Source organism: Halorhodospira neutriphila (assembly GCF_016584055.1).
GTDB lineage: Bacteria > Pseudomonadota > Gammaproteobacteria > Nitrococcales > Halorhodospiraceae > Halorhodospira > Halorhodospira neutriphila.
The window spans coordinates 1-11,927 of sequence record NZ_NRSH01000070.1 but is presented as its reverse complement, the minus strand read 5'-3'; the positions used below and the strand labels follow the sequence as shown (position 1 = coordinate 11,927).

Annotated in this window: 11 protein-coding genes; 6 read left to right on the top strand and 5 right to left on the bottom strand. The window is 74.4% G+C overall.

Annotated elements, in window-relative coordinates; all coding sequences use genetic code 11:
- Positions 1 to 1,891 (bottom strand): hypothetical protein (locus CKO13_RS07380; RefSeq protein ID WP_200258814.1); only part of this gene is annotated, 1,891 nt, incomplete at its 3' end.
- A gap of 11 nt (positions 1,892 to 1,902) precedes the next feature.
- Complete coding sequence (locus CKO13_RS07375) at positions 1,903 to 2,703, bottom strand: S1 family peptidase (protein ID WP_200258811.1); 801 nt, start codon at positions 2,701 to 2,703, stop codon at positions 1,903 to 1,905.
- A gap of 134 nt (positions 2,704 to 2,837) precedes the next feature.
- Here CKO13_RS07375 and CKO13_RS07370 point away from each other — a divergent pair, with 134 nt between their 5' ends.
- On the top strand, positions 2,838 to 3,863 hold the full coding sequence (locus CKO13_RS07370; RefSeq protein WP_200258808.1) for a D-alanine--D-alanine ligase family protein: 1,026 nt from the start codon (positions 2,838 to 2,840) through the stop codon (positions 3,861 to 3,863).
- Between the two features lie 9 nt (positions 3,864 to 3,872).
- On the opposite strand, the gene CKO13_RS07365 is transcribed toward CKO13_RS07370, so the two are convergent.
- Positions 3,873 to 5,183, bottom strand: a complete 1,311-nt coding sequence (locus CKO13_RS07365) for an ArgE/DapE family deacylase (protein WP_200258805.1) — start codon at positions 5,181 to 5,183, stop codon at positions 3,873 to 3,875.
- Positions 5,184 to 5,220: 37 nt separating this feature from the next.
- Between CKO13_RS07365 and CKO13_RS07360 the strand changes: the two genes are divergently transcribed.
- Positions 5,221 to 5,715: a GNAT family N-acetyltransferase gene (locus CKO13_RS07360; protein ID WP_200258802.1), complete on the top strand. Its 495-nt coding sequence runs from the start codon at positions 5,221 to 5,223 to the stop codon at positions 5,713 to 5,715.
- Here the strand turns inward: CKO13_RS07360 and CKO13_RS07355 are convergent.
- Positions 5,691 to 7,010: an ATP-grasp domain-containing protein gene (locus CKO13_RS07355; protein WP_200258799.1), complete on the bottom strand. Its 1,320-nt coding sequence runs from the start codon at positions 7,008 to 7,010 to the stop codon at positions 5,691 to 5,693. The genes CKO13_RS07360 and CKO13_RS07355 overlap by 25 nt on opposite strands.
- Positions 7,011 to 7,087: 77 nt before the next feature.
- A complete protein-coding gene (locus CKO13_RS07350; RefSeq protein ID WP_200258796.1) occupies positions 7,088 to 7,906 on the bottom strand; it encodes a DUF3108 domain-containing protein in 819 nt (272 codons plus the stop codon).
- A 182-nt stretch (positions 7,907 to 8,088) separates the two neighbouring features.
- Between CKO13_RS07350 and CKO13_RS07345 the strand changes: the two genes are divergently transcribed.
- The 4 genes from CKO13_RS07345 to CKO13_RS07330 form a co-directional block, all read left to right on the top strand.
- Complete coding sequence (locus CKO13_RS07345; RefSeq protein WP_200258794.1) at positions 8,089 to 8,838, top strand: electron transfer flavoprotein subunit beta/FixA family protein; 750 nt, start codon at positions 8,089 to 8,091, stop codon at positions 8,836 to 8,838.
- Position 8,839: 1 nt separating this feature from the next.
- Positions 8,840 to 9,787 carry an electron transfer flavoprotein subunit alpha/FixB family protein gene (locus CKO13_RS07340; protein ID WP_200258792.1) on the top strand — a complete coding sequence of 316 codons (948 nt, stop codon included), beginning with the start codon at positions 8,840 to 8,842 and terminating at the stop codon, positions 9,785 to 9,787.
- Positions 9,788 to 9,810: 23 nt separating this feature from the next.
- Positions 9,811 to 11,595 (top strand): acyl-CoA dehydrogenase, encoded by a 1,785-nt coding sequence (locus tag CKO13_RS07335; RefSeq protein WP_200258790.1) that lies wholly within the window; start codon positions 9,811 to 9,813, stop codon positions 11,593 to 11,595.
- Positions 11,596 to 11,605: 10 nt separating this feature from the next.
- Positions 11,606 to 11,927 (top strand): NAD(P)/FAD-dependent oxidoreductase (locus CKO13_RS07330; protein ID WP_200258788.1); only part of this gene is annotated, 322 nt, incomplete at its 3' end.

Here is an 11,927-nt window from a genome sequence, read left to right as displayed (position 1 = left end):
GCGGCGGGATGGGGGTGGGGCGGCGGCTGAGCAGGCTGATCGCCTGCGGCCCCCGCTCCCCCTCCTCGCCGGTCTGCTGGCTGCGGGCGACGGCGGCGAGGACCTGGGGGCGGGCGCCGTAGGTGCGCTGCAGGAAGGCGCGGGCCCTGTCGGTGAGCTCGACCTGGTAGTGGCGGACGAGGGCCACGGCGAGCTGCTCGGCGGCGCGGCTGAAGTCCTGCTCCACCTCCTCGGCCATGGCCGCGGCGAGGCTGCGCTTCTCCTGGACGCTCATCCCCGGCTCGAGGTCGCCGAGGTAGATCGCCCGGGTGGCGCCGAGCCCGCGCTGGACCTCGGGGCGCGAGAGGTGGATGTACGGCTCCAGGGCCAGGGCGACCTCGGTGGCCAGGCGCCGCGCGTCGGCGGCCGTCGCCAGCGTCGGGCGCTTGGGCGAGCGCTGGGCCGGGCCGGGGTGGACGCCGCGCTCCAGGGTGGCGCCGCGGAGGTGGCGCATGAGGTCCCGGGCGACGGCCTCGCGGGCCTCCTCGCTGAGCGACAGGGTGCGCTCGACGATGCGCAGCCCGCGCCGGCCCTCGCCGAGGCGCAGCTGCCAGTCGGCGCGGCGGCGCTGCTCGGTGAGCCGCTCCCAGGCCTCGGCGGCGTTGAGCAGCTCGGCGTGGGTGTTGCCGAGCATGCGGACCGCCTCGCGGGCGGAGCGATAGAGGGCGACGGCGGTGGCGAGGGTATCGGCGGCCTCGGCGAGCTCCTGGTAGGCCTCGCGGTCGCCGGGGGCGCGGCGCAGGCGCTCCTGGAGGGTGTCGACGCGCCGCTGCAGGCGGTTCATAGCGGCGCTGGCGCGCTGGAGCAGGGTGTTCGCCGGCAGCTCCTCGGGGACCGTCTCGTAGGGGAGGACACCGGCCTCGACGAGCCAGCTGGCCAGGGCGCGGATGCGGTTGTCGCTGGCCGCCTGGGCGAGGCGGAAGCGGCTGCGCGCGGTCTCCAGGGCGTCGAAGGCCCGGGCGAGCTTCCAGCTGCCGCGGAAGTTGAAGGTGAGGATGGGGATCTCGCGGCCGGTGAGCAGCTCGAAGGCGAGCCCGAGGATCTCCTCGACGTCGCCCATGGTCAGCAGCAGCGGATTGTCCTGCTCCGTGGCGGCCCGGGCGCGCTCGATGAAGGCCTCCTTGCGCGGGATGCCGGCGCGCAGGTTGGGCACCTCGCCGGCGAAGCGCGCCTGCAGGGCGCTCGCCGCTAGCGGGGCCTCGTCCTTGAGCTGCTCGACGGTGGCCTCGAAGTGCTCGGCGTGGCGGGCATTAAGATCGCGGATGCGCGAGTAGAGCCCGGCGCGGCGGTAGGTGTCGATCTGCGCGAGGATCCGCCCGAGCTCGCGATCGTCGGTGAGCTCCTCGCAGGCGAGGGCGACGCCGTCGGGGGAGAGGTCAATGCGGCGCAGCAGCTGCCGCGCCGCCTCGCTGCGCCGGGTGCCGCCCTCGAGGCTGGCGACGTTGAGGTCGCGGACGCTGAGGATCAGCTCGCCGAGCTGGTCGATGGCGGTGACGAGCTCCGCCTGCGCCTGCTCCTTGCCGGCCCCCCGGGTGCTCTCGTAGATGAAGTTGGCGCTCAGGCCGATCAGGCCGCTGAGCACGGTGAAGGTGATGAAGTAGATCAGCAGCTCGGTGTTCGGCGGCACCCCGTAGGCGATGTAGTAGCCGCCGTAGAGGCCGATGCCGGTGACCGGCCCAGCGGTCCAGGCCAGCTTGAGCAGCGTCCACGAGATACCGACGCGCCGCGCGGCGCGGGTCCACGGCGCCAGGTACTCCTCGCTGCTGTCGCGCGCCAGGGCGACGGCGTCCTGGCGCTCGTCGGCGCTGCTGCCCGAAGGCCGCCGCCGGTGCGGGGTCAGTCGCAGTCGCACGGGCCGGCGGGCTAGCGGTGGCGCTGGCGGTAGCGCTCGAGCAGCGGCTCGGCGAGGTCGAAGGGCACGGCGTAGCTGATCCCGCTCGGCTCCTGGATCGCCGCCTCGCGGCCGCCCTGGACGTAGACCTGGTTGAGCACGGCGTAGACCTCGCCGGTCTGCGGGTCGTAGACGGGGCTGCCGCTGTTGCCCGGATAGGCCGTGCCGTCGAGCTGGAAGACCATGGGCGGATCGCCGCGGCGCAGCCGCGCGATATGGCGCGAGTCGAGCTCGCTGCTGCGCCGGGCGGGCAGCGTCAGCGGCGTGCGCGCCGAGATCATGGCGGTGTGCGTGACCGGGTGGAAGCCGAGGATCATGCCGATGGGGAAGCCGGTGAAGGCGACCCGGTTGCCGGGGCGCAGACGCCCGGGCTCGCCGGGCTGGAGCGCCGGCAGCGGCGGGCCGCTGATGCGCAGCACGGCGAGGTCGGAGCTCTCGGAGCGCATGACGATCCGCGCCTCGCGCAGGTCCGGCTCGCCGGGGTCGCCGGCGAGCACCACCAGGCGCTCGCGGCGCTCGCCGTCGATCGCCGCGGGCAGGACGTGGTTGTTGGTGATCACGGCCCGGCCGTCCTCGACGGCGAAGCCGGTGCCGTGGAAGTCCACCTGCGGGTTGGCCGTGGGCTGGTGGGTGCCGACGCCGACCACGGAGGGGCGCACGCGCTCGATGGTCTCGGGCAGGGCCTCGCCACTGCGGGCGAGGGCGGCGCCCGCCAGCAGGCAGAGGCTCAAGGCGAGGCCGGCGCTGGCGAGCCGGTGCCAACGGCGTATCATGCAGGATCCTCCACGGCTTCTGCTCCTTAGGATAGCGCATGGCTGCGCCGGCGTCGCTGGCGGTGGGCGGGGGGCGCTGCTAGGTTTGAGGTGAACGGCCGGGCGCGGCCGCGGACCCACCGAGGAGGGCTGCTGTGGCTGTCACCCTGCCGAGCCTCACGCTAGGCGTCCTCCTCGGCGACCCGCGCCTGCCCTACGAGTACGGGCCGGGCGGGGCCATCGGCGAGGAGCAGCAGCGCGTGGCCCACGAGGTCCGGCGGGCGCTGTCCGGCTTCGAGGGCCTCGAGGTGCGCTACTACGACGAGCACGAGCGGCTCATCGACGAGCTGCGCGAGGCGCCGCCGGAGCTGATCCTCAACCTGTGCGACAACGGCTACCGCAACCGCCTCCACCTCGAGCCCAGCCTGCCGGCGCTGCTCGAGCTGCTGGAGATCCCGTACACCGGGTCGACGGCGATGTGCATGGGGCTGGCCCGCGACAAGGGGGCGGTGCACTGCCTGGCGGCGATGCGGGGGATCCCCGTGCCCAACGAGCGGCTCGTCGACCTGCGGGCCGATCCGCTGCCCCTCCCCGAGCGCTACCCGGCCATGATCAAGCCCAACGCCGCCTCGGGGAGCGTCGGCGTCGAGCCCGAGGGGGTGGTCCACGACGACGTTGCGGCGCAGGCCTACCTGGAGCGCCTCGCCGGCGAGCTCGAGGGCCCCTGGGCCCTGGTCCAGGACTTCCTCCCCGGCGAGGAGTATACGGTGGGGGTCATCGGCAACCCGGGGCAAGGGCTGACTGTCCTGCCGCCCCTCGCCATCGACTACTCGGGGCTCGACGCCGGGCTGCCCCCGATCCTCTCCTACGGCTCCAAGACCGATCCGGGCTCCCCTTACTACCGGGAGCTGCGCTTCCGGCCGGCCGCCCTCGACACGGATACCCGCTCCCGCCTGGTGGAGGCGGCGACCACCCTCTTCGCCCGCTTCGGCGCCCGGGACTGCGCCCGCGTGGACTTCCGCGCCGGGGCCGACGGCGTGCCGCGGCTGCTCGACTTCAACAGCCGGCCGAGCTGCACCCCCGATGGCAAGCTCGCCCTGATGGCCGGCTACGCCGGCTACAGCTACGCCGACCTGCTGGCGCTCGTCATCCGCGCCGCGCTGGCGCGCTACGCCGCCTAGGGCGCCGCGCTAGCCCCGCTCGGCGGCGAGGACCCCGCCGTTGTGCAGGCGCAGGGTATCGAGGTCGGTCTCGAGCAGCCGCTCGGTCGTGCGCACCAGGGTGCGCGCGACGCGGTAGGTGGTCTCCAGGGAGGCCGACTCGTTGGGGGCGTGGGCCTGGTCGATGTCGCCGGGGCCGTAGACCACCGTCGGGACGCCGGCGAGGCGCACCCAGCCGGACATGTCGCAGCCGTAGGGGGCGGCGGCGATGCGCGGCGCGGCCCGCAGCTCCTCCTCGGCGGCCTCGGCCAGGGCGGCGACGAGGGGGTGCTCGGGGTCAGTCTGCGCCGAGCCGAAGCCCGAGGCCTGGCGGGTGATCTGCGGCGGGTGGCGCGACAGCCAGGGGTCGTCGCGGACGGCCTCGGCGATGGCGCGGCGGAAGCGCGCCTCGGCCGCCTCGACCGTCTCGCCGAGGGCGACGCCGATGCGTACGTGCGCCTCGAGCGAGTCCATGACGCTCGACGACCACAGCCCGCCGCGGAGGATGCCGACGTTGGTGGCGTAGGGCAGCTCGTGCTGGCGCATCAGCGGGTGGGGCTCGCGCTCGTTGACCGCCCGCTCGTCGGCCCGCATGGCCTTGTAGAGGGTGAGGAAGTGGTCGAGGGCGCTCTCGCCCTGGAGCCGCTTGCTGGCGTGGGCCGCCTTGCCGGGCACGCGCAGGTGGAAGGAGATGGCGCCGGCGTGGGCGATGACCAGCTCCGGGACGCCGTCGCGGACGGTAGGCTCGGGGATGATGCAGGCGTCGGCGCGCCAGTTGCCGCGGATGGCGGCCAGGGTGCCGAGGCCGCTGTCCTCCTCGGCGGGCACGGCGGCGAAGATCACCCGGCCGGGGAAGTGGCGCCCGCCCTCGGCGAAGGCCTCGAAGGCGGCGAGGGCGGCGATGAGCCCGGACTTCATGTCCGAGGCGCCGCAGCCGACGATCCGGTCGCCGCGGGTCATCCCGGAGAACGGCTCGTCGTCCCAGAGGGCGTAGTCGCCCGGGGGAACGACGTCGACGTGGCCGGTGAGCAGCACGCTCGGGCCGGGCTGCTCGCCGCGGACCACGCCGACGACCACCGGCGCCCAGGCGCGCTCGACCTCGTGGCCGGGGTAGCGGGGGTCGCGCTGCAGCGCGGTGATGCCGTCGTGCCAGTAGTCGATCTCGGCGTCGAGCTGCTGGAGCCAGTCGGCGATCTGGGCGACGGCCGCATCCTCCTCGCCGGTGATCGAGGGGATGCGGATCAGCGATACTAGACGCTCCCGGATCCGCTCTTCGTCGATGTACGAGGTGCGGCGAGCCATTCCTCCCTCCTGCGGGCCTCTTCTAGAGGGTGAGTATATGCGCCTAAGGGCAACGACGCCGGCCGACCTGGCGTTCGTACGTACCGTCGAGTCGGCCCCCGAGAACGCCGAGTACGTCGAGCAGTGGCCACTGGAGGCGCACCGGCGCTGCCTCGAGGCGCCGGACTGCGGCCACTGGATCCTCGAGTCGGGAGCGGAGCACCGGGCGGTGGGCTACGCCATCCTCCAGGGGCTGGAGCGCCCCGACGGGCGCGTGCTGCTGCGCCGGATCGCCATCGCCGGCAAGGGCCGGGGCTTCGGCCGCGCCGCGGTCCGGGCGCTCGCCCGCTACGCCTTCGAGCGCCGCGGCGCCGCCTGCCTGTGGCTGAGCGTGCTGCCGGCCAACCGCCGGGCGCTGCGCCTTTACCACAGCCTCGGCTTCGTCGATGAAGAGCCCGAGGCTGATGGCGAGCCCGGGCAGGCGCGGGTCCTGCGCCTCGATCGCGCCGCCTATGAGCGCGGCGGCCATCAACCGCCGACGGGGGAGGCGTAGTTGGTCGTCACCGGCCGGGAGAAGCCGAAGTTCAGGCCGTCCATGACGGTCCGGAACTTGCGCTGCAGGTCCTGGGCGTCGCGGCCGCCGAAGAAGAGGCTGGCGAGCTCGTAGCTGTAGCTGTCCTGGCCGAGCATCTCCGAGAGCCGCGTGCCCTCCTGGACCTGGACGGTGACCCGCAGCTCGGGGAAGCGCTCCTGGAGCTCGCGGATGGCCCGCCCGCTGGGGACGTGGGTGACGACGGCGTCCTCGTAGACCCGCGGCATGAACTTCGCCGCCGTGGGGAAGCGCCCCTCGGCGTGGGGGAAGCGGGGGCGGCGGCCGAGGCAGATGTCGATGGGGACCTCGTGGTGGGAGGCGCCGGTGGCGATCTCGAAGATGGGGCAGTGGGACTTGGAGATGCGGGGGTTGATCTCGAGCAGCCATATCCGGTCGGCCTCCTCGTCCCAGAAGAACTCGATGTTGAACGGCGTCTGGTCGAGGCCGATGCGCCGCAGGAGCCGGTCGGCCGCCTCCCGCATGCGCTGCTGGACCCCCTCCGGCAGCGCCGACGGGTACTGGTAGCTGAGGAAGCTGACCTGGTTGGCGCCGCGCACGGAGTCGAGGATGGCGTAGACGACCACCTCGCCGTTGAAGACGTACCCCTCCAGGGTGCACAGGTGGCCGTGGATGAGCCCCTCGGCGATACAGGTGGCGCCGTCGCCGTCGCCCGGCAGGGTGGCGTGGTTGTTGGCGGCGGCGAGGATGTGCCGGAACGGCTCGGCGAAGCGGTGGATCTGCTCGCGGATGGTAGCCATGGCGCTGCGGAACTTCGCCTCGTCGTCGATGCGGAAGCCGAGGTAGGAGGAGAAGGCGACGGCCGGCTTGAGCCAGAAGGGGTAGGCGAGCTCGAGGGCCTCGGCCGGGGCGTCGTGGTAGGCGTCGATCCCCTGGAAGGCCGGCGTGCACTCGGGGATGGCCTCGGCGGCGGCGAGCCGGGTCCAGTACTTGTGCTCGCAGTAGAGGACGCTCTCCAGGCTGGCGCTGGGCAGGCCGTACTCGCGGCGCAGGATCGGCAGCAGCGAGGTGGTGGGGAAGTCCCAGTGGCCGATGATGGCGTCGACGGCCGGGGCGTTGTCCAGGTCCTCGCGGGCCTCGGCGAGCAGCGCCGGGATGTCGTAGGCCGGCGGCAGGACGATGTGGTCGTAGTCGACCAGGGGGTGGAAGACGTACTCGTCGGCGTTGCGCACGGTCTGCAGCTCGGCGAGGTGGAACTCATCGAGCCCGATGACGTGGATATGCTTTCGATGGGGCATCGCGACGCTCTCTCCAGGGGGCAGTCTGAGACTCTCCCCTTAGAGCGTAGCCGCAGCCGCCGGCTTTTGGCCGGCGCCTAGCCCTCCTCGGCCTGGGCCTGGGCCTCGATGCGCTGCAGCCGGGTGCGCTCGGCGTGGGCGGCGCTGCGGACCGTGACGGTGCGCACCGGCAGGCCCGCCCACCCCTCGGCCATGTACCAGCGCACGCTGCGCTGGCGCTCGGGCTGGTGGCGGCGCAGCCGCACCGCCCGGAAGGTGCCGGCCGGGGTGTGGACGGTGCGCCGCCCCTCGATACGGAAGGCGATCTCCTCGACCTCGCCCTGGCGGTTGACGACCTGGTGGCTGATGCGCTCGAAGCGCTCGCCCTCGAGGGCCTGCTGCATCACCTGCCAGCGGTGGGAGACCGGGTCGAGGGCGCTCGGCGGGGCGGCGACCTCGCCCTGCTCGAGGGCGGCCTCGTCCTCGGTGAAGCGCACGCGCAGCTGCACCTCCTCCTCGACGCCCTCGAAGGCCGTCTCCGGGTCGTAGTCGTCGGCGGACGGGAAGACGGTGGCGGTGCGGCGCTCGTAGGTCTGCGGCTGCGCCCGGTCGCCCTCGAGGGTCCCCTCGCTGATCTCGCGGATGCGCCGGATCCGGCGCACGCCCTGGTAGTCGCCGGCGATGGGCCGCTGGCGCTCCTGGCGGATGCGCACCAGGCGGAAGGTGCCGTCCTCCGGGTACTCCCAGCGCAGGATCTCGTAGCCCCGCCGCGCGCCGCCCTCCTGGATCCAGTAGCGGGCGCTACCGGCCTCCGGCAGCTCGGCGGCCGGCGCCGGCGGGGCGGCCAGCGCCGGGAGGAGGGCCGCAGCCAGCGCCGCGGCGGCCGTGGCGGCGGGGTGGGCTCGCAGTGCGCACATCGGTCTGGGGCGTCGGCTCGGCTGTTGATGGGGTGTACCCCGTGTATCGGCCGCTGGCCGGCAAGGCTGAGGGGGGCGAAGGGGTGGCCGTTGACGCCTTTCGGGCGAGGCTGCAAAGTCTTCGTCTAGGGATGCTGCAGCGCATATAGCTAGCCGGCTCAGCCAGTGGGGGGTGTGCCCAATTGAAGGTCCTGGTCGCGGTCAAGCGGGTGGTCGACGACAACGTGCGCGTGCGCCTCAAGGGCGACGGCTCGGGGGTGGAGACGGCCCACGCCAAGAAGGCCATGAACCCCTTCGACGAGCCGGCCGTCGAGGCGGCGGTGCGCCTGCGCGAGGCGGGGGTGGCCGAGGAGGTCGTCGCCGTGAGCGTCGGTGAGCCCGGCTGCGAGGAGGTGCTGCGCACGGCGCTGGCCTTCGGCGCCGACCGGGCGCAGCTCATCGAGGCCGAGGGCGAGCTGGAGCCGCTGGGGGTGAGCAAGGCCCTGGCGGCGGTGGCCGAGCGCGAGGCGCCGGGGCTCATCCTCCTCGGCCAGCAGGCCACCGACGACGACGCCGCCCAGACCGGGCCGATGCTCGCCGCCCGCCTGGGCTGGGGGCAGGCGACCTTTGCCTGCGCCCTCGAGGCCGGCGAGGGCGAGGTGCGCGTCACCCGCGAGGTCGACGGCGGCAAGCGGGACGTGGCGGTGCCGCTGCCGGCGGTGGTCACGGCGGACCTGGCGCTCAACGAGCCGCGCTACGTCAAGCTGCCGAGCATCATGAAGGCGAAGAAGAAGCCCCTCGAGCGCCAGGCGCTCGAGGCGCTGGGGGTCGACGCGGCCCCGCGGCTCGACCTGCTCGAGGTCAGCGAGCCGCCGGCGCGCCCGCCCGGGGTGCGCGTCGACAGCGCCGAGGCGCTCGCCGAGCGGCTCCGCAACGAGGCGCAGGTGTGCTGAGATGACGGCGCTGGTGATCGCTGAGCACCGTGGGGGGCAGCTGGCGGCCTCGGCCCGCCGGGCGGTCAGCGCCGCCCGGCGGCTCGACGCGGCCGTGGAGCTGCTGGTGATCGGCGGCGAGGAGGCGGCCGCTGCGGCCGAGGCGGCCGCCGCCGTCGAGGGCGTCGAGCGCGTCCTGTGCTGCGCCGGCGAGGCCTACGCCGCGCAGCTGGCGGAGCCGCTGGCCGCGCGGGTGGCCGAGCTCGCCGAGCAGCGCGGCTACACGGCGGTGCTCGCGGCGGCGAGCAGCCTGGCCAAGGACTTCCTCCCCCGGGTGGCCGCCGCCCTGGACGTGGCCATGCTCTCGGACGTGACCGCCATCGAGGACGCCGAGACCTTCCAGCGCCCCCTCTACGGCGGCAGCGTCATCGCCCGGCTGCGCTGCCGCGAGCCGGTGCGGGTGATGACGGTCCGCGGCACCGCCTTCCCCGGCGCCAGCGACGGCGGCGAGGCCCCCGTCGAGCGCCTCGAGCCCGGCGCCGCTCCGGCCCTCTCCCGGCTGCTCGAGGAGCGGCTCAGCGACAGCGGCCGCCCGGAGCTGACCGCGGCGCGGGTGGTGGTCGCCGGCGGCCGCGGCCTGCGCGACGAGGCGGGCGTCCGCGAGCTCGAGGCCCTCGCCGACCAGCTCGGCGCGGCCATCGGCGCCACCCGCGGCGCCGTCGACGACGGCCTGCTGCCGAGCGACGCCCAGGTCGGGCTGACGGCCAAGGTCGTGGCCCCCGAGCTCTACATCGCCGTCGGCCTCTCGGGGGCGATCTACCACGTCTCCGGCATGAAGGACAGCCGCGTCGTCGTCGCCATCAATACCGACGAGGAGGCGCCGATCATGCAGCTCGCCGACTACGCCCTGGCGGCCGACCTCTTCGAGGCGCTGCCGCGGCTGCGCCGGGCGCTGGCGGCGGACTCGTAGCCACTACCCCCGAGGAGGGCGCCATGGCCACCTACCAACCCCCGATCCGCGACCAGCGCTTCGTCATCGAGGAGCTCATCGGCCTCGATCGGCTCGACGGCCTGGCGGGGGTCGAGCCGGTCACCCCGGAGCTGCTCGGCGCCGTGCTCGAGGAGGCCGGGCGGCTCGCCGGCGAGGTCTGGGCGCCGCTCAACCGCGCCGGCGACCGCCAGGGGTGCCGGCTCGAGGACGGCCGGGTGCGCCTGCCCGAGGGCTTCGCCGACGCCTACCGCGCCTTCGTCGACGGCGGCTGGAACGGCATCGGCGCCGATCCGCAGCGCGGCGGCCAGGGGCTGCCGGAGGTGGCGGCCACGGCGACCCAGGAGATGTGGCACGGGGCGAACATGGCCCTGGCCCTGGCGCCGATGCTCTCCGCCGGCGCCACCGAGCTGCTCGCCCAGCACGGCGACGAGCCGCTGCGCGCCCGCTACCTGGAGCGGCTGGTCAGCGGCGAGTGGGCCGGCACCATGGACCTCAGCGAGCCCCAGGCCGGCTCCGACCTCGGGGCCGTGCGGATGCAGGCGGTGCCCGACGAGGCGGGGGGCTGCTACCGCCTTTACGGCGAGAAGATCTACATCACCTGGGGCGAGCACGAGGCGGCGGAGAACATCGTCCACCTGGTCCTCGCCCGCACCCCGGACGCGCCGGCCGGCCACAAGGGGCTGTCGCTGTTCCTGGTGCCCAAGTACCTCGCCGCGGCCGACGGCAGCCTCGGCGCCCGCAACGACCTGCGCTGCACCGGGCTCGAGGAGAAGCTCGGCATCCACGCCTCGCCGACCTGCACCCTGCGCTACGGCGACGGCGAGGGGGCGGTGGGCTACCTCGTCGGCGAGCGCCACCGCGGCCTCTACCACATGTTCACGATGATGAACGAGTCGCGGCACAAGGTCGGGGTGCAGGGCGTGGGGGTGGCCGAGCGGGCCTACCAGCTCGCCCGCGACTTCGCCCGCCAGCGCGTCCAGGGGCGCCGGCCCGGCGGCGGCGAGGACGTGCCCATCATCGCCCACCCCGACGTGCGCCGGATGCTGATGGCCATGCGCGCCCCCACCGAGGCGATGCGGGCCCTGGCGCTGCTGACCGCCGCGGAGATGGATACCGCCCGCCACGGCGCCGATGCCGAGGCCCGGGAGCGGGCGCAGCGCCGGGTGGACCTGCTCACGCCGCTGGTCAAGGCGGTGGCCACGGAGCAGGCGGTGGAGGCGGCCTCGCTGGGCATCCAGGTCCACGGCGGCGTCGGCTACACCGAGGAAGCCGAGGCGGCGCAGCTGCTGCGCGATGTGCGCATCGCGCCGATCTACGAGGGGACCAACGGCATCCTCGGCCAGGACTTCACCCTGCGTAAGGTCCTCAAGGATGGCGGGGAGACCCTCGCGGCGCTGCTCGCCGAGGCCGACGAGACGGTCGCCGGGCTGCGCGGCGCCGCGGCGCTCAGCGGCCTCGGCGACGCCCTCGCCGAGGCGGTGGCGGCCCTGCGCGCGAGCACCGAGCGGCTGCTGGTCGGCGGCGACGACCCGCTCGCGGCGCTGACGGCGGCGACCCCGTACCTGATGCAGGCCGGGCTCGTGCTCGGCGGCTGGCAGATGGGCCGCGCCGCCCTGATCGCCCACGAGGCGGTGCAGGCCGGCCGGGGCGATACCGACTTCTACGCGGCCAAGCTGCACACGGCGCGCTTCTACATGCGCCACACCCTGCCGCGGGCCCACGGCTACACGCCGGCGGTCCAGGGCGGCAGCGATGAGCTCGAGGCCGTCACCGACACGCAGTGGTAAGGAGCGAGGCATGGCGCAGGAGCCGGCGCGCGAGCGCCTGGACTACGACGTGGTCGTCGTCGGCGGCGGGCCGGCGGGGCTGGCCACCGCGCTGCGGCTGCGGCAGCTCGCCGGCGAGGCGCTCAGCGTCTGCGTGCTGGAGAAGGGCGCCGAGATCGGCGCCCACATCCTCTCCGGCGCCGCCGTGGAGCCGCGGGCCCTCGACGAGCTGCTGCCGGGCTGGCGCGAGGCCGGGCGCCGAGCAGGAGCAGCCGCTCCGCCCCGGCCGGCACCGTCAGCGGCGCCCGGCGGGGCTGGCGGCTGCCGACGAGGTTGCCCGTGTTGTCCATCGG